Annotated in this window: 16 protein-coding genes, 1 pseudogene and 1 riboswitch; of the genes and pseudogenes, 12 read left to right on the top strand and 5 right to left on the bottom strand. The window is 66.1% G+C overall.

The genetic code is table 11. The annotated features are described in order from the left end of the window. Positions 1 to 29: 29 nt before the first annotated feature. Positions 30 to 1,874: a phosphomethylpyrimidine synthase ThiC gene (gene thiC, locus AC13GA_RS14480; RefSeq protein WP_046983048.1), complete on the bottom strand. Its 1,845-nt coding sequence runs from the start codon at positions 1,872 to 1,874 to the stop codon at positions 30 to 32. Positions 1,875 to 1,956: 82 nt separating this feature from the next. Continuing rightward, positions 1,957 to 2,058: riboswitch (TPP riboswitch) on the bottom strand. Positions 2,059 to 2,304: 246 nt separating this feature from the next. On the opposite strand from thiC, the gene AC13GA_RS14475 reads away from it, so the two are divergent. Then, positions 2,305 to 3,882, top strand: a complete 1,578-nt coding sequence (locus AC13GA_RS14475) for a BCCT family transporter (RefSeq protein ID WP_482998401.1) — start codon at positions 2,305 to 2,307, stop codon at positions 3,880 to 3,882. Between the two features lie 557 nt (positions 3,883 to 4,439). On the opposite strand, the gene ggt is transcribed toward AC13GA_RS14475, so the two are convergent. After that, positions 4,440 to 6,158, bottom strand: coding sequence for a gamma-glutamyltransferase (gene ggt / locus AC13GA_RS14470; RefSeq protein WP_482998400.1), 1,719 nt, complete (start codon positions 6,156 to 6,158; stop codon positions 4,440 to 4,442). Positions 6,159 to 6,891: 733 nt separating this feature from the next. Here ggt and ilvC point away from each other — a divergent pair. From ilvC to leuB, 9 genes and pseudogenes are all read left to right on the top strand, one after another. Then, positions 6,892 to 7,866: a ketol-acid reductoisomerase gene (ilvC, locus tag AC13GA_RS14465; protein ID WP_046985437.1), complete on the top strand. Its 975-nt coding sequence runs from the start codon at positions 6,892 to 6,894 to the stop codon at positions 7,864 to 7,866. A 38-nt stretch (positions 7,867 to 7,904) separates the two neighbouring features. Then, positions 7,905 to 9,641 carry an acetolactate synthase 2 catalytic subunit gene (ilvG, locus tag AC13GA_RS14460; protein ID WP_426355232.1) on the top strand — a complete coding sequence of 579 codons (1,737 nt, stop codon included), beginning with the start codon at positions 7,905 to 7,907 and terminating at the stop codon, positions 9,639 to 9,641. Next, complete coding sequence (locus AC13GA_RS14455) at positions 9,625 to 9,876, top strand: ACT domain-containing protein (RefSeq protein ID WP_012512039.1); 252 nt, start codon at positions 9,625 to 9,627, stop codon at positions 9,874 to 9,876. The genes ilvG and AC13GA_RS14455 overlap by 17 nt, the downstream gene beginning before the upstream one ends. Positions 9,877 to 9,972: 96 nt before the next feature. Beyond that, a pseudogene (locus AC13GA_RS14450) lies at positions 9,973 to 11,037 on the top strand (threonine dehydratase); the annotation flags it as partial. A 30-nt stretch (positions 11,038 to 11,067) separates the two neighbouring features. Next, entirely contained in the window at positions 11,068 to 12,654 is a 1,587-nt protein-coding gene (locus tag AC13GA_RS14445; RefSeq protein ID WP_482998458.1) for a 2-isopropylmalate synthase, read from the top strand. Between the two features lie 10 nt (positions 12,655 to 12,664). Next, positions 12,665 to 13,438 (top strand): class I SAM-dependent methyltransferase, encoded by a 774-nt coding sequence (locus AC13GA_RS14440; RefSeq protein WP_482998399.1) that lies wholly within the window; start codon positions 12,665 to 12,667, stop codon positions 13,436 to 13,438. A gap of 60 nt (positions 13,439 to 13,498) precedes the next feature. Further along, on the top strand, positions 13,499 to 14,917 hold the full coding sequence (gene leuC, locus AC13GA_RS14435; RefSeq protein WP_482998398.1) for a 3-isopropylmalate dehydratase large subunit: 1,419 nt from the start codon (positions 13,499 to 13,501) through the stop codon (positions 14,915 to 14,917). Then, on the top strand, positions 14,917 to 15,495 hold the full coding sequence (leuD, locus tag AC13GA_RS14430; protein ID WP_482998397.1) for a 3-isopropylmalate dehydratase small subunit: 579 nt from the start codon (positions 14,917 to 14,919) through the stop codon (positions 15,493 to 15,495). Before leuC ends, leuD begins: the two co-directional genes overlap by 1 nt. Beyond that, positions 15,485 to 16,546, top strand: coding sequence for a 3-isopropylmalate dehydrogenase (gene leuB / locus AC13GA_RS14425; RefSeq protein ID WP_046985268.1), 1,062 nt, complete (start codon positions 15,485 to 15,487; stop codon positions 16,544 to 16,546). Before leuD ends, leuB begins: the two co-directional genes overlap by 11 nt. Positions 16,547 to 16,650: 104 nt before the next feature. Here leuB and AC13GA_RS14420 read toward each other — a convergent pair whose 3' ends face one another. After that, positions 16,651 to 17,424 carry an SDR family oxidoreductase gene (locus AC13GA_RS14420; RefSeq protein WP_046985267.1) on the bottom strand — a complete coding sequence of 258 codons (774 nt, stop codon included), beginning with the start codon at positions 17,422 to 17,424 and terminating at the stop codon, positions 16,651 to 16,653. A 115-nt stretch (positions 17,425 to 17,539) separates the two neighbouring features. Here AC13GA_RS14420 and AC13GA_RS14415 point away from each other — a divergent pair, with 115 nt between their 5' ends. Continuing rightward, complete coding sequence (locus AC13GA_RS14415; RefSeq protein WP_295379120.1) at positions 17,540 to 18,445, top strand: LysR family transcriptional regulator; 906 nt, start codon at positions 17,540 to 17,542, stop codon at positions 18,443 to 18,445. A gap of 232 nt (positions 18,446 to 18,677) precedes the next feature. Here AC13GA_RS14415 and AC13GA_RS14410 read toward each other — a convergent pair whose 3' ends face one another. Next, the gene (locus AC13GA_RS14410) at positions 18,678 to 21,839 is read right to left on the bottom strand and encodes an efflux RND transporter permease subunit (RefSeq protein ID WP_046985265.1); all 3,162 of its coding nucleotides are present in this window, start codon (positions 21,837 to 21,839) and stop codon (positions 18,678 to 18,680) included. A gap of 3 nt (positions 21,840 to 21,842) precedes the next feature. Continuing rightward, positions 21,843 to 22,982 (bottom strand): efflux RND transporter periplasmic adaptor subunit, encoded by a 1,140-nt coding sequence (locus AC13GA_RS14405; RefSeq protein WP_046985264.1) that lies wholly within the window; start codon positions 22,980 to 22,982, stop codon positions 21,843 to 21,845. Between the two features lie 123 nt (positions 22,983 to 23,105). Between AC13GA_RS14405 and AC13GA_RS14400 the strand changes: the two genes are divergently transcribed. Then, entirely contained in the window at positions 23,106 to 23,786 is a 681-nt protein-coding gene (locus tag AC13GA_RS14400) for a TetR/AcrR family transcriptional regulator (protein WP_046985263.1), read from the top strand. Positions 23,787 to 23,790 lie beyond the last annotated feature (4 nt).

Here is a 23,790-nt window from a genome sequence, read left to right as displayed (position 1 = left end):
TGGCATGGCCGGGCGCTACCCGCTCGGGATCAGCTCTGGTGGTAGACCTCGGCACCCGCGGCGCGGAACGCCTCCGACTTTTCCTTCATGCCCGACTCTGCGTACTCGCGCACGTCCTGGGTGATCTTCATCGAGCAGAAGTGCGGACCGCACATCGAGCAGAAGTGGGCCAGCTTGTGCGCGTCCTTGGGCAGCGTCTCGTCGTGGAATTCCTTGGCCTTCTCAGGATCCAGGCCAAGGTGGAACTGGTCTTCCCAGCGGAATTCGAAACGCGCCTTGCTCAACGCGTTGTCGCGCACCTGCGCGCCCGGATGGCCCTTGGCCAGATCGGCCGCATGCGCGGCGATGCGATAGGCCATGATGCCGTCGCGCACATCCTGGCGGTTGGGCAGGCCCAGATGCTCCTTCGGCGTCACGTAGCAGAGCATGGCGGTACCGAACCAGCCGATCATCGCCGCGCCGATCGCGCTGGTGATGTGGTCGTAGCCGGGTGCGATATCGGTGGTCAGCGGGCCCAGCGTATAGAACGGCGCTTCACCACACTCGCGCAGCTGCTTGTCCATGTTCTCCTTGATCAACTGCATCGGCACATGGCCGGGGCCTTCGATCATGGTCTGCACGTCATGCTTCCAGGCGATCTTCGTCAGTTCACCCAGTGTCTCCAGCTCACCGAACTGCGCGGCGTCGTTGGCATCGGCGATGCAGCCCGGGCGCAGCCCATCACCCAGCGAGAAGGTCACATCGTAGGCCTTCATGATTTCGCAGATGTCTTCGAAGTGCGTGTAGAGGAAGTTCTCCTTGTGATGCGCCAGGCACCACTTGGCCATGATCGAGCCACCACGGCTGACGATGCCGGTAACACGCTTGGCAGTGAGCGGCACGTAGCGCAGCAGCACCCCGGCGTGGATGGTGAAGTAGTCCACGCCCTGCTCGGCCTGCTCGATCAGCGTGTCACGGAAGATCTCCCAGGTGAGTGCTTCGGCTCGGCCGTCGACCTTTTCCAGCGCCTGGTAGATCGGCACCGTGCCGATCGCCACCGGCGAATTGCGGATGATCCACTCGCGGGTTTCGTGGATGTGCTTGCCGGTGGACAGGTCCATCACTGTGTCACCACCCCAGCGGATCGCCCACACCAGCTTCTCCACTTCCTCGGCGATGCCCGAGGACACCGCGCTGTTGCCGATGTTGGCGTTGATCTTGGTCAGGAAGTTGCGGCCGATGATCATCGGCTCGCTTTCCGGGTGGTTGATGTTGTTGGGCAGCACAGCGCGGCCGCGTGCGATCTCATCGCGCACGAACTCCGGGGTGATGATCTTCTGGATCGAGGCACCAAACGCTTCGCCCGGGTGCTGCTGCAGCAGGCCGGCATCGCGGATCGCGTCCAGCCGCTGGTTTTCGCGGATGGCGACGAACTCCATCTCCGGCGTGATGATGCCGCGGCGCGCGTAGTGCATCTGGGTGACGTTGGCACCTGCGCGCGCACGGCGTGGCAGGCTGCGCGCGGGGAAGCGCACCGCATCAAGCTTAGGGTCATGCTCGCGGTCGCGGCCGAACGACGAGCTCAGGCCGTCGAGCTGCTCGGTATCACCACGTTCCTCCACCCAACCGCGCCGCAGCGCCGGCAGGCCGGCCGACAGATCGATGCGCACCTCCGGATCGGTGTACGGGCCCGACGTGTCATAGACGGTGACCGGTGCATTTTCTTCGCCACCGAACAGCGTCGGCGTGCGGGTCAGCGCGATCTCGCGCATCGGCACCAGCAGGTCCGGGCGCGAGCCGGGCACGTGAATCTTGCGCGAACCGGGAATCGGCCGGGTCACGGATTCGGAGAGTTGCTGGGCCTGTTGCTGCAGGGCGGAGAGCTGTGCGTTCATCGGGCATCGTCCAGAAAGGTCAGGGACGAAGCGGCGGCGCACTGCTGCCGCGCGCGGACGGTCCTTGGGCGGAGTCCGGGCACGGCTGCACTGCAAAGCTTCCCTACGCCGGTATGAGCCGGATCAGGTTCCAAGGGACTGTCTCAACCGTGGCCACCAGGCCACGGTACCCCCGCTTCTTGGCGTGCATTAGAGCATAGAAACCACTGCATCTCCTGGCGATTCATCCACGCATGGCATGGCGCTGCTCCATCGGCATTAACAGAACCGTGACATCGCATTCAGTAACGTGCACGCGCATCGTGCCGCTGCGGCCGGTGTTTCCGTTGCCGTCTCCGCGGCCCCTGCCCGGCTCGTGCTGCATGCCGCCGGCCCCCTCGCAGCAAGCTCTGCTCGCTCCCCTCAATCCCTTGATCGGAGAAGCTCCTTCATGGTGTTTCGCGTTTCCATCGCGCTGGTTCTACTGCTGGTGCTGCTTGCCGGTGTTGCACCGGGGCCCTTCAATGCCGTGGTGCAATCGGCGCTGGCCGATGTCATCCGCAGCGTCGGCTGGCTGTACCTGCTGGTCGTATTCCTTGCGCTGACGTTCCTCATGTACCTGGCCTTCGGTCGCTTCGGCAACCTGCGAATCGGTGGCGAGGACGCCGAACCCGAATTCTCCCGCGCCAGCTGGATGTCGATGCTGTTCGCCGCCGGCATGGGCATCGGCCTGGTGTTCTGGGGTGCGGCCGAGCCGATTTCCCACTTCACCAAGCCTCCGGAAGGTCTTGCACCGCAGAGCATGGACGCGGCGCGGGCTTCGATGCGCTATGCGTTCTTCCATTGGGGCCTGCATCCATGGGCAATCTACGCGCTGATTGGCCTGGCGATGGCCTGGTTCCAGTTCAACCGCAATGGCCGTGGACTGGTCAGTGACATGCTGCAACCGATCATCGGCCGCCACCATCGCGGCTGGATCGGACGCGTGGTCAATATCGCCGCGGTCGTGGCCACCGCGATTGGCGTTGCCACCACGCTGGGCTTTGGCACCATCCAGATCGCTGCCGGCATGGAACGCGTGTTCGGCCTGCACGCGGGTGTGCCACTGCAGCTGACCATCATCGCCATCGCGTTCGTGCTGTACATGGCGTCCACCGCCAGCGGTGTCGAGCGCGGCGTGAAGTGGCTGTCCAACTTCAATCTTGCGCTGGCCGCGCTTCTTGCGGCCACCGTACTGGTGCTGGGCCCGACCGGATTCATCTTCGATACGTTCACCACCACTCTGGGGTCGTACCTCAACCAGCTGGTGACGATGAGCCTGCGCATGTCGCCGTTCTCGGGCAGCACATGGGTAGCGGACTGGACCATCTTCTACTGGGCGTGGTGGATTTCCTGGGCGCCGTTCGTCGGCTCGTTCATCGCGCGTATCTCGCGTGGGCGCAGCGTCCGCGAGTTCGTCATCGGCGTCGTACTGGCACCGACGGTGCTGGGCTTCTTCTGGTTCGCCGTGTTTGGTGGTACTGCGCTGTGGGCGCAGATCTTCGGCCATGCCGACCTGGTGCAGGCGCTGGGCAACGGCTATGAAACGGTGCTGTTCACCCTGTTTGACAGCATGCCGCTGCCTTTGCTGCTTTCCTGCATCGCACTGGTGCTGCTGATGATCTTCTTCGTGACATCAGCCGATTCGGCGGTGCTGGTACTGGCCAGCATGTCCACTGACGAGGCAGGCGATCCTCCGTTGAAACGCAAGCTGGCCTGGGGCATCGCGGTGGCGCTGATCGCAGCGGCGTTGCTGCTGGCCGGTGGCCTGGAGGCACTGCAGGGCATGATCACGATTGCGGCGTTGCCATTCGCGCTGCTGATGGTGCTGGTGATGGTGTCGCTGTACCGGGTACTGGACCAGGAGTACACGCGCGAGCGGCGGCAGGCGCAGCGCCAGCGGCACATGATCGATGCGTGGATCGCACGCGAGATGGCGGCGCAGGAGGAAACCCAGGCGGAGGCCGCGCGCGCGCACGATCAGGATTGAGCGTGTTTTGCAGCCTGCGGCTGCACCGCTTTTTTCAGGCAAAGGCAACGGCCGAAGCCAAGGCGGCTCTGGGTTGTTGCTGGTTGGGCGGGGCGGTGTGGGTGGGCAGGACACGCCGTAAACCCGTCCATGGGGGCTCGATGGCGCCATCCATGGCGCCAACGGTCCTGCCCACCCACACCGCCCCACCGCCGACAGTTTCCGTGTGACGGTGGGTTTTCCACGCTATGCGTGGATGAGGTGTATCGGGAAAACAAGAAGGGGTCGGATCCGTTTTCCTCTGGAAAACGGATCCGACCCCAACCCAAAGCGCGCGGCTGTTGCCGTTGCCTTTGCTCTTGATCTTCTTTTTTCTTTTCCTGCGGTGATGGGCACGGAAACTGTCAGGGGCCGGGCGGGTGGGCTGGGCGGGGGTGTCCGCGGCATGGATGCCGCGGCCAAGCCTCCAGGGACGGATTCACGGCGTCCCCCGAGCAGCCCACCCGCCCGGCCCAATCACGCAATCCAGCTTCTGAACCGACACCGCAGAGGGGGCTCAGCCCGGTGGCCGGGAAACCTCAATACCCCGCCGCCTGCCCATCCTTTCGACTCTCCGACGCACCGTAATACACCCCGGTCTCGGGATCGCGCATGATCGCCTGGTACCCGCCATACGGACCATCGGCGAACACGATGCGATGCCCCTTGCGCATCAGCGCCCGCACCGTCTCGTACGGGAACCCGGTTTCCAGATTGACCTCGCCACCATCAGTCATCGCCGTCGCCTGCCCGGTCGGTTCGGTCGATCCCTCATGCTGGATGCGGGGTGCATCACCGGCCTCTTGAAGGTTCATGCCGAAGTCCACCAGGTTCATCACGATCTGTGCATGCCCCTGCGGCTGCATCGCACCGCCCATCACGCCGAAGCTTGCATAAGGCTTGCCGCCCTTGGTAATGAAGGCCGGAATGATGGTCTGGAACGGGCGCTTGCCCGGCGCGTAGCCGTTGGGATGATTCTTCTGCAGCACGAACATCTCGCCGCGGTCCTGCAGGATGAAACCCAGTCCTGGAGGTGCCATGCCACTGCCCATGCCACGGTAGTTGGACTGGATCAGCGAGACCATCATGCCGTCGGCGTCGGCCACGGTCATGTAGATGGTGTCGCCCTGCTCCAGCTGCTTCGGCGTGCCCGGCTGTACTTCCTTCAGCGCCTTGTCCATCGAAATCAGCGTTCGGCGCTGCGCGGCGTATTCCTTGGAGATCAACTTCTGCACCGGTGCCGGCTGGAACGCCATGTCGGCGTAGAAACGCGCGCGGTCGGCGAAGGCCAGCTTCTTCGCTTCAACGAACAGGTGCACATGCTCCGGTGAACCAAACGGGATCTTCGAGAAGTCGTAGCCTTCCAGCACATTGAGGATCTGCAACGCGGCGATGCCCTGGCTGTTCGGCGGCAGTTCCCACACGTCGTAGCCACGGTAGTTGCTGCTGACCGGCTCGACCCACTCACCGTGGTGGTCGGCCATGTCCTGGTAACTCAGATAGCCGCCATTGGCCTTGAAGTAGTCACCGATGGTGCGGGCGATGTCACCCTTGTAGAAGGCATCGCGGCCACCATCGGCGATTTTCTGCAGGGTGCTGGCCAGGTTCGGGTTCTTCCACATCTCGCCCTTGCGCGGGGCGTGGCCGTTGATCGTGAACTGTTCCTTGAAGCCCGGGTACTGCGACAGCTTGGGCACCGAGCGGTCCCAGTAGTAGGCGATCACTTCAGCCACCGGGTGACCGTCGCGGGCGTAGCGGATGGCCGGTGCCAGGTTGTCGGCCATCGGCTTGCGGCCGAAGCGGTCGTGCAGTGCGAACCAGCCGTCGACAGCGCCCGGTACCGACACCGGCAGTGGACCGGTGGCCGGGATGTCCTTCAGGCCACGGCGCTGGAACTCGGCCAGGGTGAGCGACTTCGGCGAGCGGCCCGAGCCGTTGTAGCCGTACAGCTTCTGCGTCTTCGGGTCCCAGACGATGGCGAACAGGTCGCCGCCGATGCCGTTGCCGGTCGGCTCCATCAGGCCAAGGGCGGCATTGGCGGCGATCGCGGCATCCACCGCCGAGCCGCCCCCTTTCATCACGTCCAGCGCGATCTGGGTGGCCAGCGGCTGCGAAGTGGCCGCCATCGCGTGCGGGGCGATCACCTCCGATCGGGTGGCGAAGGTATGACCGGTAATGCGGTCAGCGGCAAAGGACAGCGCGGGCACGGCAGCCAGCACGGCGGCGGCGAGCAGGGAACGGGCAAGGCGTCGGGACACGGTCGGGTTCCGATGGAAGGGTGGTTCCCCGATCTTCGCCGCTGCGGCCTTCACGTGGTATCGGGCAGAGGTCATGGACGTTGATTCTGGGGTGGGTGCTGGCTTGGGTCCGCACTGTTCCCGACTTCTGTGAATCCGGTGCGGACCAAGGTCCGCACCAACCAAGGTGAAAATCCGCCGGAATCCGCGCAAAAAACCCGCTGAAAGGAGTGAATTTGGGTTCACAGAAACACTTTCATCGGCAACCATCCTTGTGCTGCAAGCGATTGAACTGGATGCAGCGGCAACCGATGGAAATTCCATCGCAAGGGTTGACATCGCCGAAACGGCTGTGTTTCTCTCGATCACATGTTGCATCACAACACGCCACCGCGAACCCACATCGAAGCCGCCGACACCGGCGCCGCCTCGCTGCGTTCGATTCTTGTGCTCGTACTTATTACCCAACCAACAGGTGCGGGACGAGCCAGCGTGTAAGCAACAAACACACCGGAACTCTTCAAAAACCCGCACCCGTCCAGGTGCGGGTTTTTTCATTTCAGGACCTGGTTTCAGACGCAACCACCATGAACAACGCCACCTTCAAAACCAGGACCAGCACCACCGCGACACCTCGTGGTGGCTGTGCCTGTGCGATGCATGGCGCCTCCCCCACCGCTTTCCCCTGACCGGCCGGTACGTCACTACGACGACCGGCCGTTCTTTTTTCTTCCCACCGCAAGGAACCTCCCCCATGAGCACCAACGACCTGCCCCAGACCAAGATCGCTGTCATCGGCTACGGCAGCCAGGGCCGCGCGCACGCGCTGAACCTGCGTGAATCCGGCTTCGATGTGGTGGTAGGCCTGCGTCCGGGCGGCCCCACCGAGGTCAAGGCACAGGCCGACGGCTTCACCGTGAAAGCACCGGCCGATGCGGTGAAGGATGCCGACCTGGTCGCCGTGCTGACCCCGGACATGGTGCAGAAGAAGCTCTACGACGATGTGCTGGCACCGAACATGAAGCAGGGCGCGGTGCTGCTGTTCGCGCACGGACTGAATGTGCACTTCGACATGATCAAGCCGCGCGAGGATCTGGACGTGGTGCTGGTCGCACCCAAGGGCCCCGGCGCGCTGGTGCGCCGCGAGTACGAAATCGGTCGCGGCGTGCCCTGCATCTGGGCGGTCTACCAGGACAAGAGCGGCAAGGCCGCCGAGTACGCCCTGGCCTATGCCGCCGGCCTGGGCGGCGCCCGCGCCAACCTGATCCAGACCACCTTCAAGGAAGAAACCGAAACCGATCTGTTCGGCGAGCAGGCGGTGCTGTGCGGCGGCGCATCGGCACTGGTGCAGGCCGGCTTCGAAACGCTGGTGGAAGCCGGTTACCAGCCGGAAATCGCCTACTACGAAGTGCTGCACGAACTGAAGCTGATCGTCGACCTGTTCTATGAAGGTGGCATCTCGCGCATGTTGGAGTTCATCTCCGAGACCGCGCAGTACGGCGACTACGTCAGTGGCCCGCGGGTGATCGACGCCGGTACCAAGGCGCGCATGAAGGAGGTCCTGAAGGACATCCAGGACGGCACCTTCACCAAGAACTGGGTAGCCGAATACGAAGCGGGCCTGCCGAACTACAACAAGTTCAAGCAGGCCGACCTGGAGCACCCGATCGAGAAGGTAGGCAAGGAACTGCGCGCCAAGATGGTCTGGTTGCAAGGACAGGCCGCGTAACCACGCGGCCTCCCCCACCCGCTTTGCAAGGTTCCCCCATGAACTCTTCCACACACCGCAGCGCGCCAGCCAACGGCGCGCGCTGGCTGACCCAGGCGCTGGAGGCCGAAGGCGTCCGCACGCTGTTCGGTTATCCCGGCGGCACCATCATGCCGTTCTACGACGCGCTGGTGGATTCTTCGCTGAAGCACATCCTGGTACGTCATGAGCAGGGCGCGGCGCTGGCTGCCAACGGCTTCGCCCGCGCCAGCAACCAGGTCGGCGTCTGCGTGGCCACTTCCGGCCCGGGCGCCTCCAACCTGGTCACCGGCATCGCCGACGCGATGCTCGATTCGGTCCCGATGGTCTGCATCACCGGCCAGGTCGCCACCCCGCTGCTGGGAACCGATGCCTTCCAGGAACTGGATGTGTTCGGCCTGACCATGCCGATCGTCAAGCACAGCTGGCTGGTGCGCAGCGTCGACGACCTGCCGCGCGTGGTCGCCGATGCCTTCCGCATCGCCCGCGAGGGCCGTCCCGGCCCGGTGCTGATCGACCTGCCCAAGGACGTGCAGCTGGCCGATGCCGGTCATCTCCCGGTGCACGTGCCGAGCAGCGTCGAACCGCCGCCGGCCCCCGCGGAAGCAGCCATCGCCGAAGCCATCGCCGCACTGGCGGCGGCCGAGAAGCCAGTGGTCTACGCCGGTGGTGGCATCGCACTGGGCGATGCAGTGCAGGACCTGCGTGACTTCGTCGAGGCCAGCGCCATCCCCACCGTGATGACCCTGCGCGGACTGGGCGCGCTGCCGGCCAATCACCCGCACTCGCTGGGCATGCTGGGCATGCACGGCACCCGCGCGGCCAACATGGCGGTGCAGGAAAGTGACCTGCTGCTGGTGCTGGGTGCGCGCTTCGATGATCGTGCCACCGGCAAGCTGGCTGAGTTCGCACCGTTCGCCCGCGTCGTCCACATCGACGCCGACGCCTACGAGATCTCCAAGCTGCGCAGCGCCGATGTCGCCGTGCCCGGCAATGTCGGCCACGCCATCCGTGCCCTGCGTGCGGCCTTTCCCTCCCCCAAGGCCCACCAGGACGCGTGGCGCAAGCGCTGCGCGCAGCATCGCGAACGCTTCACCGCACGCTACGACGCACCCGGCCAGCACATCTACGCACCGGCGCTGCTGAAGCGGTTGAGCGAACTGGCGCCGGCCGATGCGGTGATCGCCTGTGACGTTGGACAGCACCAGATGTGGGTCGCCCAGCATTGCCGCTTCAATCACCCACGCAACCACCTGACCAGTGGCGCGCTGGGAACCATGGGCTTCGGCCTGCCAGCGGCGATGGGTGCGCAGTTCGCCTGCCCCGATCGCGCCGTGGTGCTGGTGTCCGGTGACGGCAGCTTCATGATGAACGTGCAGGAGCTGGCGACCATTGCCCGCTGCCGCCTGCCGGTGAAGATCGTGCTGTTGGACAACAGTTCGCTGGGCATGGTGCGACAGTGGCAGGAACTGTTCTTCGCCGAGCGCTACAGCGAGATCGACCTGTCCGACAACCCGGACTTCGTGGCGCTGGCCAAGGTGTTCGGTATCGCCGCCACCCGCATCGATGCACGCGATGACGTCGAAGGTGGGCTGGCCGCGCTGCTGGCCGAACCGGGCCCGGCGCTGCTGCACGTGGCCATCGATGCACGCGCCAACGTGTGGCCGCTGGTGCCGCCGAACACCGCCAACAGCACGATGCTGGAAAGCAACCCCGCCCATGCCCGCCAGGAGATCCCCAATGCAATACCGGCTTGACCTGGTGCTGCACCCGGCCGAAGGAGCGCTGCTGCGCGTGATCGGCATGGCCGAGCGTCGCGGCTTCGCACCGTGCGCGATCAGCGGTGCGCCGGTGGCCGCCGATGATGGTCGCTGGCACCTGCAGCTGGTGGTGGATGGCCAGCGCCCGGCGGAAACGCTGTGCCGGCAGATGGAAAAGATCTACGACTGCGTGTCGGTGCAGATGACCGCACTGGAGGGAGTATCCGCATGAACACCCGTACCGTTTCCAACACGGTGCCGGTACGGAGGCGTCTTCTTCGCCGTCCGTCCCCGCGCGCGGTGGTCGCCTGCCTCTCGCTGGTGGTCCATGCCGGGCGCTGACACCAGCAAGGAAAGCGATGTCGGCGACGTAAGCGTCGCCGACGTACTGGCAGCGCAGGCACGCCTGCGCCGCTTCCTGCCGCCCACGCCGCTGCACCATGCCGAGCGCTTCGGCACCTGGCTGAAGCTGGAAAACCTGCAGCGCACCGGCTCCTACAAGGTGCGTGGTGCGCTCAACGCGCTGCTGGCCGGGCGCGAGCGCGGCGACACACGCCCGGTGATCTGCGCCTCGGCCGGCAACCATGCCCAGGGCGTGGCCTGGGCCGCCTACCGCCTGGACGTACCAGCCATCACAGTGATGCCGCACGGCGCGCCGGCCACCAAGATCGCCGGCGTCGCCCACTGGGGCGCGACCGTGCGCCAGCATGGCAACAGCTATGACGAGGCCTACGCGTTCGCGGTTGAACTGGCTCAGCGTCACGGCTACCGCTTCCTGTCCGCCTTCGACGATGCCGACGTGATCGCCGGCCAGGGCACGGTCGGCATCGAGCTGGCCGCGCACGCGCCGGACGTGGTGATCGTGCCGATCGGCGGCGGCGGGCTGGCCTCCGGCGTTGCGTTGGCGCTGAAGTCGCAGGGCGTACGCGTCGTCGGTGCGCAGGTGGAAGGTGTCGATTCGATGGCACGCGCGATCCGCGGTGACGTGCGCGAGATCGCCCCCGTTGCCTCGCTGGCCGATGGCGTGCGGGTGAAGATCCCCGGCTTCCTGACCCGCCGCCTGTGCACCTCGCTGCTGGACGACGTAGTGATCGTGCGCGAGGCTGAGCTGCGCGAAACCCTGGTCCGCCTGGCGCTGGAAGAACACATCATCGCCGAGGGCGCCGGTGCGCTGGCATTGGCCGCCGGCCGCCGCGTCGCCGGCCGCCGCAAATGCGCGGTGGTCTCCGGCGGCAACATCGATGCCGGCGTACTGGCCGGCCTGCTCACCGACATCCGCCCACGCCCACCGCGCAAACCGCGGCGACGGCGCAGTGAATCCCCGGGCTCGCCCAGCAAGGCCAGCGCCACCGTTCCCCCCACCTCTTCCCCTTCCCCTTCCCCCCCTGCAAGCCGTCACGCCCGCTGTCGAGGAGATTTCCCTGTGACCACCATCGAACGAATTACCACCCCGCGCATCCGCATCTTCGACACCACCCTGCGTGACGGCGAGCAGTCCCCCGGCTGCAGCATGAGCCCGCCGCAGAAGCTGGTGATGGCGCGTGCGCTGGATGAACTGGGCGTGGACATCATCGAGACCGGCTTCCCGGCCAGCTCGCAGTCCGATCGCGAGGCGATGGCCCTGATCGGCCGCGAGCTGCGCCGCCCGAGCCTGAGCCTGGCGGTGCTGTCGCGCTGCCTGCAGGCCGACATCGAGACCTCCGCACGTGCCCTGGAGGCCGCTTCCAACCCGCGCCTGCACGTGTTCCTGTCGACCAGCCCGCTGCACCGCGAGCACAAGCTGCGGATGACCCGCGAGCAGGTACTGGAGTCGGTACGCAAGCACGTATCGCTGGCACGTTCGTATATCGACGACGTCGAGTTCTCCGCCGAAGATGCCACCCGCACCGAGCTGGACTACCTGATCGAAGTGTCGCGCGCGGCGATCTCTGCCGGCGCCACCACCATCAACCTGCCCGATACCGTGGGCTTCACCACGCCGGAAGAGATCCGTGCGATGTTCCAGCAGGTGATTGCTGGCGTGGCCGATGTGCCAAACGCGGCCAACGTGATCTTCAGCGCGCACTGCCACAACGACCTGGGCCTGGCCGTGGCCAACTCGCTGGCCGCCATCGAAGGCGGCGCACGCCAGGTCGAGTGCACCGTCAACGGCATCGGCGAACGTGCTGGCAACTGTTCGCTGGAAGAGATCGCGATGGTGCTGAAGGTGCGCCAGGCCTTCTACGAGCAGGACAGTTCGATCAACACCCCGCGCATCGTCGGCACCTCGCAGCTGCTGCAGCGCCTGGTCGGCATGCCGGTACAGCGCAACAAGGCCATCGTCGGCGCCAACGCGTTCGCACACGAATCGGGCATCCACCAGCACGGCATGCTGCGCCACCGCGGCACCTACGAAATCATGCGTCCGGAAGACGTGGGCTGGGAGGATTCGCAGATGGTGCTGGGCCGCCACAGTGGCCGCGCCGCCGTCGAAGCGCGCCTGCGTGCGCTGGGCTTCTGGCTGGACGAAGACGAACTGAAGCTGGTGTTCGAGCAGTTCAAGGGCCTGTGCGAGCAACAGCGCGTGGTCACCGATGCCGACCTGCAGACGCTGATGCAGGGCGGTTCCACCACGCAGGGCTATCGCCTGGCGTCGATGACCATCAGCGACGTCGGCAGCCGCGCCAATGCGCTGGTCGAACTGTCCGACCCGGACGGTAACCGCGTGGCCGAGACCGCGCAGGGCGACGGCCCGGTCGATGCGCTGTTCGGCGCGCTGTCGGCGGCCACTGGCGTGCAGCTGATGCTGGACAGCTACCACGTGCACAGCGTCGGCATCGGCGCCGATGCGCGCGGCGAAGCCAACCTGAGCGTACGCCACGAAGGCGTGGAGTACGACGGCACCGGCACCAGCAAGGACATCATCGAAGCCTCCGCGCTGGCCTGGCTGGACGTGGCCAACCGCCTGCTGCGCCAGCGCCAGGCCAGCGCCCCCAGCAGCACCGACGTTGCCGCCCCCGCCACCGCCTGAGGAACCCGACATGAGCGCCTTCGACACCACGGCACTGCCCGCAGGGCAGCACTGGAATGCCCAGGATTATGCAATCGACGCCGGCTTCGTGCCGCTGCTCGGCGGCGCGGTATCGCGCCTGCTCGACCCGCGCGCCGGTGAACGCATCCTCGACCTGGGCTGTGGCGACGGCGTGCTCAGCACTGAGTTGGCGCTCAGCGGTGCGCGCATCCACGGTGTGGATGCTTCGCCGGAGCTGGTGATCGCCGCACGTGCACGCGGCGTCGATGCGCAGGTGATGGACGGCCACGCGCTGTCGTTCGACAGTGAGTTCGATGCGGTGTTCAGCAACGCGGCACTGCATTGGATGAGCAACCCCGACCGGGTGATGGATGGTGTGCGCCGCGCACTGCGCCCGGGCGGCCGCTTCGTTGCCGAGTTCGGCGGCCATGGCAACGTGGCCACGATCATTGCCGCGGTGCAGGCCGCACGCGTGGCCCATGGCCACGGCGCCAGCGCATTCCAGTGGTACTTCCCTACTGCCGACGCCTATGCCGACCGCCTGCGCCAGCATGGCTTCCAGGTTCAACTGATCGAGTGCACGCCGCGCCCGACCGCACTGCCGACCGGCGTGGCCGGCTGGCTGCGGGTGTTCGCTGCGCCACTGCTGGACGATCTGCCGGCGGAGGCACGCGCCACCGTGCGCGAGGCCGCTGCCGCCCTGCTGGCCGAGCTGCCGCGCGATGCCGCCGGCCAGCCGCTGGCCGACTATGTGCGGTTGCGGGTACTTGCCCGTCGCCGCTGACGTGATCCATTCGTTATCTTTTCCGATGTTCGCAACTTCGTACTTCTGCCAGGCACACGCATGACTTCCGCACCCCGCACCCTGTACGACAAACTGTGGGACGCCCACGTGGTTGTCCCCGAATCCGACAGCGCGCCCGCCGTGCTGTACATCGACCTGCACCTGATCCACGAGGTGACCTCGCCGCAGGCATTCACCGAGCTGCGCGAGCGCGGCCTGGCTCCGCGCCGACCGGATCGCACCAAGGCGACGATGGACCACTCCACGCCGACCCTGCCGGCTGCAGCCGACGGCAAGCTGCCCTATGCCAGCGCCGCCTCCGAAGCCCAGGTCGCCACGCTGGCGCGCAACTGCGCCGAGCACGGCATCGAACTGTTCGACATGGCCTCGGACAATCGCGGCATCGTTCATGTGATCGCCCCTGAACAGGGTTTCACCCAGCCGGGCATGACCATCGTCTGTGGTGACAGCCATACCTCCACCCACGGTGCATTCGGTTCGCTGGCCTTCGGCATCGGCACCAGTGAAGTCGGCCACGTGCTGGCCACGCAGTGCCTGCTGCAGCGCAAGGCGAAGACCCTGGCGATCAGCGTCGATGGCGCTCTGGCACCCGGCGTTGGTGCCAAGGACGTGGTCCTGCACATCATCGGCGTGATCGGCGTCAACGGCGGCACCGGCCACGTGATCGAGTTCCGTGGCAGCACCATCGAAGCGATGGACATGGAACAGCGCATGACCCTGTGCAACATGTCGATCGAGGCGGGCGCGCGCGCCGGCATGGTCGCGCCGGACCAGGTGACGTTCGATTTCGTCGCCGCCACCCCGCGCGGCCCCAAGGGTGCCGACTTCGAGGCGGCCGTCGCACGCTGGACGCAACTGCGCAGCGACGAAGGCGCGCGCTTCGACAGCGAGGTGCATATCGACGCCGCCGATATCCGCCCGACGCTGACCTGGGGCACCCATCCCGGCACCGCCATCGCGGTGGATGCACCGATTCCCGCTGCCAACGACGCCGCTGCGCAGAAGGGCCTGGACTACATGCACTTCGAGGCAGGCAAGGCGCTGGCCGGCACGCCGGTGGACGTAGTCTTCGTCGGCTCGTGCACCAATGGCCGCCTGAGCGACATGCGCGAAGTGGCGCAGGTGCTGCGCGGTCGTCGCGTCGCTGAGCGCGTGCGCATGCTGGTGGTGCCGGGCTCGGAGATCGTCAAGCGCGAAGCCGAGGCCGAAGGCATCCACGAGATCGTGCGTGCCGCCGGTGCCGAATGGCGCGAGCCGGGCTGCTCGATGTGCATCGCCATGAACGGCGATCTGGTCGCCCCCGGCCAACTGGCCGTGAGCACCAGCAACCGCAACTTCGAAGGCCGTCAGGGCCCCGGTTCCCGCACCCTGCTGGCCTCGCCGATGACTGCGGCGTGGGCCGCCGTGCAGGGGCACGTCGCCGACACCCGCGAACTGTTCGCCCAGGAGGTGGCGTGATGGCCGGTTTCCGTACCCTGACCTCGTCCAGCGTAGTGCTGGCGCAGACCAACATCGACACCGACCAGATCATCCCGGCGCGGTTCCTGTCCACCACCGAGCGCGCGGGCCTTGGCCGCAACGCCTTCAATGACTGGCGCTGGCAGCCCGACGGTTCGCCGGTCGCCGACTTCGCCTTCAACCAGCCGCACAACGTCGGCCGCAGCATCCTGCTGGCGGGCCGCAACTTCGGCTGCGGTTCCTCGCGCGAGCATGCACCGTGGGCGCTGACCGACCTCGGCCTGCGTGCCATTGTCAGCAGCGAGATCGCCGACATCTTCCGTGGCAACTCGCTGAAGAACGGCCTGCTGCCGATCGTGCTGGACGAGGCCGATGTGCAGGCGCTGATGCAGCGCCCGGACGATGAACTGACCATCGACGTGGCCAGCCGCGAACTGCGCACGCCCGATGGTCGCGTCTATTCCTTCCCGCTGGATGGTTTCTCGCAGACCTGCCTGCTGGAAGGTGTCGACCAGTTGGGGTATCTGTTGGGCCGTGTCCCTGAAATCGAACGTTACGAGAGTGAGCATGCACGCTGAAATTGTTGTCCTGCCCGGTGATGGCATCGGCCCGGAAGTGGCCGCCGCGGCAGTCGCCGTCCTGAAGGCCGTCGCCGAACGTTTCAACCACACCTTTGCCTTCAGCGAACACGATATCGGTGGCATTGCCATCGATCGCCATGGTGAACCGCTGCCCGCCTCCACCCTGGCTGCCTGCCAGGCTGCCAACGCCGTACTGCTGGGTGCGGTCGGTGGCCCCAAGTGGTCCGACCCGAACGCCAAGGTGCGCCCGGAACAGGGCCTGTTGGCGATCCGCAAGGCGCTGGGCCTGTACGCCAACCTGCGCCCGGTGCGAACCCATGAAGCCGCGCTGCACGCCTCGCCGATCAAGGCCGAGCTGTTGCAGGGGGTGGACTTCGTGGTCGTGCGCGAACTGACCGGCGGCATCTACTTCGGCGACAAGACCCGCGACGCCGACAGCGCCAGCGATCTGTGCCGCTACACCGTGGTGGAAATCGAGCGCGTGCTGCGCAGTGCCTTCCGCCTGGCGCAGCAGCGTCGCGGCAAGGTCACCTCGGTGGACAAGGCCAATGTGCTGGAAACCTCGCGCCTGTGGCGTGACGTGGCCGCGCGCATCGGCCGCGAGGAATTCCCCGACGTTGAACTGGAGCACCAGCTGGTCGATTCGATGGCGATGCACCTGCTGGCCAAGCCGCGCGAGTATGACGTGATCGTCACCGAGAACATGTTCGGCGATATCCTCACCGACGAAGCCTCGATGCTGGCCGGCTCGCTGGGCCTGCTGCCGTCGGCCTCGCTGGGTGAGCCGGGCGCAGTCGGCATCTATGAGCCGATCCATGGTTCGGCGCCGGATATCGCCGGCAAGGGCATCGCCAATCCGTACGCAACGATCTTCAGTGCAGCGATGCTGCTGCGCCATTCGCTGGGCCTGGAAGCAGAAGCCGCTGCGGTGGAAGCCGCGGTACATGCGGTGCTGGATGACGGCGTGTTCACTGCCGACCTGGCCGCGAAGGGAACGGCGGTGAGTACCGCCGCCGCCACGGATGCGGTGCTGGCGAAGCTCGCCTGATCCATCCGGCGGCACCTGTAGAGCCGAGCCATGCTCGGCTCATGCAACAGCAGTCGAGCATGGCGCGACGCCTCAGGTCCGCCGCAATCGCGGGTGATTCGTCTCTACTTGGTGGTGTAACCGCCATTGACCAGGATGGTCTGGCCAGTCATCCACCAGCCGTCGGTGACCAGGAAGCGGATCCACGGCACGATGTCGGCGATGTCGGTCAGGCCGGTGCGGGTGAATGCCGACAGCGCCGCCGCCGTCTTGTGGTACGCCTGCGCATCGGCGCTCTCGGCAGGATAGAAGAACGGCGTGTCCATCGGACCGGGGCCGATCGCGGTCACCGAGATACCGCGCTCACCGAATTCCTTCGAGGCCGCACGGGTGAAATGCTCCACCGGCGCCTTGGTGCCTGCATAACTGGAATAGAACGGCGTGAACGCTCCCAGCAACGAGGTGACCAGGGTGCAGATGCGACCGCCGTCATTGACGTTTCGACCGGCTTCCTTGAGGAAGAAGAACGCGGTCTTCGCATTGACCGCGCTCATCTCGTCGTACTCGGCTTCGCTGATCTCCAGCATCGGCTTCTTCAGCACCTTGCCGACGGTGTTGATGGCGATGTCCGGCCGGCCGACTGCAGCCACGGCATCGGCGAACAAGCGTTCCATCGCCGCCGCCGAGGTCAGGTCGCCCTGCAGGGCCACGGCCTTGCTGCCGACGGCCTGTACAGCGGCCACGGTTGCTTCCGCATCAGCCTGGGTGGCGGCACTGTTGTAGTGGATGACGATGGCCTTGGCACCCTGGCTGGCAAAGTCGCGGGCCAGCAGCCCGCCCAGGTTCTTGGCACCGCCAGCGATCAGCACGGTCTTGCCCTTGAGGGAATGGTCAGTCATGGCTTGGTCTCGGGGAGGGGTTGCCCGGGATGGCAACCTGCCCTGATGACGATATCGTGCAGAAAATCCGGGTAAAGCCCGCTACATTGACTTAACTTTCCAGAGCCAGCGAACAATGGACCGCATCGATCGCTTCCGCATCTTCACCCGGGTGGTGGAGTGCGCCAGCTTCACCCGCGCCGCCGACCAGCTCGGCCTGCCCCGCTCCACGGTATCGGCGGCCATCGCCGAACTGGAGCAGCGGCTCGGCACCCGCCTGCTGCAGCGCTCAACCCGACGGGTGTCCACCACCCACGACGGCGACGTGTTCCATGCCCGCTGCCTGCGCCTGATCGCCGAGGTTGAAGACGCCGAATCGCTGTTCCGACAGGACGATGCGCAGCCGGCGGGCCTGCTGAAGATCGACGTGCCCAGCCGCATCGGCCGTCGCATCCTCGCCCCTGCTCTGCCGGATTTCTTTGCGCGCTACCCGCAGGTGGAACTGGACCTGGGCATGACCGATCGCGCGGTGAACCTGATCGAGGACGGTTGCGATGCCGTGCTGCGGGTTGGCCACCTGGGTGACTCCAGCCTGGTGGCACGCACGCTGGGCCAGCTCGACTTCGTCAACGTTGCCGCGCCCAGCTACCTGCGTGAGCACGGGGTGCCACAGCATCCCGCGGATCTGCCGCAGCACCGAGCAGTGAACTATGCCTCACCAACAACGGCACGGGTGGAACCGTGGGAGTGGCAGGACGGCAGCCAGCTGCGTACGCAGCCGATGCCCGGCTGGGTGCGGGTGAACAGCGCCGAGGCGTCGATTGCCTGTTGCGTGGCGGGGCTGGGGCTGCTGCAGATTCCGCGTTACGACGTGCAGGCGGAACTGCACTCCGGCGCGCTGGTGGAGGTGATGCCGCAGTACGTGGCGCAATCGTTGCCGGTGACCCTGCTGCAGCCGCATCGGCAGCATCGTGCGCAACGCGTGCAGGTGTTCATCGAATGGCTGCTGCCACTGCTGCGGAACAGCCTGCAGCTACAGTAGATCACGCCATGCGTGGATACATGCCGCAGTGCCAACCAAGGTTGACACCTACCAGAGCCGGCCCGTTGATCCACGCCATGCGTGGATGCATGCCGCAGTGCCAACCAAGGTTGGCACCTACCAGGCCCACGGCGATAGATCCACGCCATGCGTGGATGTGCACATCGTGGATGGGGTCAGAGCCCTTTCCCAGCGGGAAAGGGATCCGACCCCGGCCGCAGAACCCGGGGCGTCACGCCCCGGATTCGTCCGGCTTGACCCGGAACCACGCCGCGTACAGCGCCGGCAGGAACACCAGGGTCAGCACCGTACCTACGATCAGGCCGCCCATGATCGAAATCGCCATCGAGCCATAGAACGCACTGCGCGACAGCGGAATCATCGCCAGCACGGCCGCCAATGCCGTCAGCACGATCGGGCGGAAACGGCGCACCGTCGCATCGATGATCGAATGCCAGCGGTCATGCCCGGCATCGATGTCCTGCTGGATCTGGTCGATCAGGATCACCGAGTTGCGCATGATCATGCCGGCCAGCGCGATCGTGCCCAGCAGCGCCACGAAGCCGAACGGGGCGCGGAACAGCAGCAGGAACAACGTGGCACCAATGATGCCCAGCGGCGCGGTCACCAGCACCATCGCCGCGCGCGAGAAGCTGCGCAGCTGCAGCATCAGCAGCGTGGCCACCACGATCAGGAACAACGGCATGCCGGCCTTGATCGAGTTCTGCCCGCGTGCCGAATCTTCCACCGAGCCACCGGTTTCCAGCAGGTAGCCACTAGGCAGTTCGGCACGGATGCCGTCCAGCGTTGGCACGATCTGCTGCACCACGTCCAGCGCCTGCATGCCGTCGCTGATGTCGGCACGCACGGTCACCGTCGGCAGGCGGTTGCGATGCCAGATGATGCCGTCCTCGAAGGCGTATTCCAGGCGCGCGACCTGCGACAGCGTCACCGCCGTGCCGCTGCTGGTGGGCATCGCCAGGCTGCCGATCAGGTCCAGCTGCGCGCGCTCGTTGTCCGGGCCACGCAGCAGCATCTCGATCTGGCGGTTGCCTTCGCGGTAGGTGCTGACGCTCATGCCCGACAGCGAACTGCTGAGGAACTGGCTGACCTGCGCGCTGCTGACGCCCAGTGCACGTGCTCGGTCCTGGTCGATCACCAACCGCACCACTTTGCTCGGCTCGCTCCAGTCCAGATTGACGTTCATCACGTGCGGGTTCTCCCGTACCTTGGCCTCGACCTGGCGCGCGATCGCCTGCACCTGTGCGATGTGCTCGCCGGATACACGCATCTGCACCGGGTAGCCGACCGGCGGGCCGTTCTCAAGCCGGGTCACGCGCATCTGCACGTCCGGGAACTGCTTGATCACGTCCTTCAGCATCCAGTCGCGGGTCGCTTCGCGGGCCTTGGCGTCTTCGGTGAGCACCACGAACTGGGCGAAGTTGGTCGCCGGCAGCTGCTGGTCCAGCGGCAGGTAGAAGCGCGGCGAACCGGTGCCGACGTAGGCCACGTAGTTGCTGATGCCCTCGCGCTGCTTCAGCAGCTTTTCCAGCTTGCTGGCCTGCGCCTGGGTGGCGGCCAGCGATGCGCCTTCGGCCAGTTCGATGTCCACCATCAGTTCGGGCCGGGTGGAATCGGGGAAGAACTGCTGCGGCACGAAGCGGAACAGCATCAGCGAGCCGATGAACAGCGCGATGGTCGCACCGATCACCCACCAGCGATGGCGCAGGCAGGTATCCAGGAAAGCCCGGAAGCGGGTATAGAACGGCCGCTGGTACGGGTCATGGTCGTGCGCATGCTCCTTCGGCGCGATCCAGCGCGCGAGCGCCGGATGGCGGTCGGCCCACTGCAGGCGCTTGGCACGCCAGCGACCGGCCAGGCTGTCGGGCTTGGGCAGCTGCGGATTGAACAGGTCCGGCAGCATCTTGTCGCCCAGGTACGGGATGAACAGCACCGCTGCGATCCAGGACACCACCAGGGCGATGGTCACCACCTGGAACAGCGAACGGGTGTACTCGCCAGTGCTTGAGGCCGCCGTTGCAATGGGCAGGAAGCCGGCCGCGGTGATCAGCGTGCCGGTCAGCATCGGGAACGCGGTCGATTCCCAGGCAAAACTGGCCGCACGCAGGCGATCGTAGCCCTGCTCCATCTTGGTGGCCATCATCTCCACCGCGATGATCGCATCGTCCACCAGCAGGCCCAGCGCCAGCACCAGCGCGCCCAGCGAGATCTTGTGCAGTCCGATGTCGAAGTAGTGCATGACGAAGAAGGTCATCGCCAGCACCAGCGGAATGGTCACGCCCACCACCAGGCCGGTGCGCAGGCCCAGCGAGAAGAAGCTGACCAGCAGCACGATCACCACCGCTTCGGTCAGCACCTGCACGAACTCACCCACCGACTCTTCCACCGCGTGCGGCTGGTCGGACACCTTACGCAGCTGCATGCCGGCCGGCAGGGTCTTCTGCAGCCGCTCGAACTCGGCATCCAGGGTGGCACCAAGTTTCAGGATGTCGCCGCCATCCTTCATCGCCACCGCCAGGCCGATCGCATCCTGGCCCATGAAGCGCATCTTCGGCGAGGCCGGATCGGCAAAGCCACGCTTCACCTCGGCGATGTCGCCCAGGTGCAAGGTCCGCTCGCCGGCCTGGATCGGGAACTTGCGGATGTCTTCGATCGAATCGAACTGGCCGGTCACACGCAGCTGCACGCGATCGGTCGGGGTCTCGAAGAAGCTGGTGGCGGTCACCGCGTTCTGGTCGGCCAACGCCTGCTGCACCTGCTGCAGCGACACGCCCAGCGTGGCCAGCTTGGTGTTGGACAGTTCGATCCAGACCTTCTCGTCCTGCAGGCCGACCAGGTCGATCTTGCCGACGTCGGGCACGCGCTGCAGTTCCAGCTGGATGCGGTCGGCATAGTCGCGCATCACCGCGTAGTCGAAGCCTTCGCCGGTCAGCGCATAGATGTTGCCGAAGGTATCGCCGAACTCATCGTTGTAGAACGGGCCGACGATCTCGCGCGGCAGCGTCGCCTTGATGTCACCCACGCGCTTGCGCACCTGGTACCAGAGATCGGGAATCTGCTTGGAACGCAGGCTGTCGCGGGCCATGAAGATCACCTGCGATTCGCCCGGGCGGGAGTACGAGCGGATGAACTCGTACTCGCCGGTGTTCATCAGCGCCTTCTCGATCGGCTCGGTTACCTGCCGCGAGACCTGCTCGGCGGTGGCGCCAGGCCACATTGTGCGCACCACCATCGCCTTGAAGGTGAAGGGTGGATCTTCAGACTGACCCAAGTGCTTGTAGGACCAGGCGCCGATGACGGCGAAAGCCAGCATCGCAAACAGCACCAGCGGGCGATTGCCCAACGCCCATTCGGAGAGATTGAAGCGGCGCACGGATCAGTGCCCCTTGCCTGCGGCCGGCGCAGCGGCCGGCGTGGCCGCCGGTGCCAGCACCGGACGATTCTGGCGGTCGACCGGCGTCACCACCTGGCCTTCGCGCAGCAGATGGCCGCCGGCAGCCACCACCCAGTCACCCGCGGCCACGCCGGACAGCACCGGCACCGCCTGCGCACCATAGGCACCGACCGTCACCGGGGTGGCCTTCAGCGCACCATTGGACGGATTGACCACCCACACGCTGGCCTTGCCATCACTGCCGCGCAGCACCGAGCCGAGCGGCAGCTGCAGGGTGCCATTGCGGCCAGCCGCGGCGAACACCCGCGCGCTCTGGCCCAGTTCGACTTCGCTCAAGGCTTCCGGCGCCAGGCTGACCCGCGTGGCATAGGTGCGCGCCTGCGCATCGGCGGCCGGCGCGATCTCGCGCAGGGTGCCCGGAAGCAGCTGGCCAGGGCGGTTCCACAGTTCCACCTGCACCGACTGACCGACCTTGTAGTCGCGGATGCTGCTTTCCGGCAGCGCGATCAGCACTTCGCGGCCACCATCTGCGGCCAGGGTGAACACCGTCTGCCCGGCACTGACCACCTGCCCGGCTTCGGCCTGGCGGTTGGCGATCACGCCGTCGGCCGGCGCGCGCAGCTGCGCGTACTCGGCCTGGTTGCGGGCCACCGCCAGGTTGGCGCGGGCGGCATTGGCCTGGCCCTGCGCGGCCTTGAACGCGGCGGTCTGCTGGTCCAGCGCCGAGCGGCTGACAAGTTGGTCCTCGGCCAGCTTGGCGTAGCGCTTCTGGTCATCGCGGGCGCGCACCAGGTCGGCTTCCGCCGCCGCCAGCTGCGCCTGCGAGGCGGCTGCCTGCGAGGCGTAGTCGGCCACGTCCAGCTCGGCCAGCAGCTGGCCCTTCTTCACGCGCTGCCCGGCGTCAACATGACGCTTGATCAGGTTGCCGCCGACCCGGAACGACAGCGGGCTCTCCTGGCGGGCGCGTACCTCGCCGGGGTAGGCCGCCGGCGCCTGTCCGTCCTGCGTGGTGGGATGCACCACCAGCACCGGAATGGCCGCCACCGGTTCGGCGGCCTGCCTGCCACAGGCTGCCACCACCACCGCCAGCACGCCAACACCCAACCAACGCATGTTCTTCATGAGGTACAAGACCTGAAAAGGGGATCCGGGGGAACGCGTCGGCAACATACTGTTGCGACACGGACATTAGTGAACCAGTCGGTATAGTATAAATATCGAACCGCTTGGTCTAGTATTGTCGTAATGAGTTCTCCCACTTCCCGCAAGCCGTCGGCCAAGCCCGCTGCCAAGGCCGCCGGACCCGGGCGTCCCAAGGACCTCGGCAAGCGCGCGGCGATCCTTGAAGCAGCCAAAGCACTGTTCATCGAACAGGGCTATACGGGTGTGAGCATGGACACCATCGCCGCTCAGGCCGGCGTCTCGAAGCTGACCGTGTACAGCCACTTCGGCGACAAGGAGACCCTGTTCTCCGAGGCAGTGCAGTCAAAATGCATTGAAATGCTGCCTGACGCGCTGTTCGTGGCCGACGCGGACGGCCCGCTGCGCGACCAGCTGATCGGTATCGGCCTGGCCTTCTTCGAGCTGATCACCTCCGATGCTGCGATCTCCATCCAGCGCATGATGATGGCGCCGGAAACCGATGAGCGCCTGCGCGAGCTGTTCTGGCAGGCCGGTCCGGAGCGCACCTGCGAGGCCCTGGCCGACTTCCTGCGCGCGCGCGGTGCGCGAGGCGAACTGGAGATCCCCGACTATTACCTGGCCGGCCAGCAGTTCCTGACCCTGGTCAAGGGCGAAGTGCACATGCATATGATGTGCGGCATGCCACTGTCACCGGTGGAATGCGACCCTCTCACCCACGTGACCGCCAGCATCGACTTCTTCCTGCGCGCCTACGCGCCAAGAGGGGCCGGGACGGCCGGATAACCAA

The sequence above is a fragment of the Stenotrophomonas sp. 22DLJC03 genome (assembly GCF_056861405.1).
Note: the sequence above shows the minus strand (reverse complement) of the source record. Positions and strands in the feature narration are given on the sequence as shown.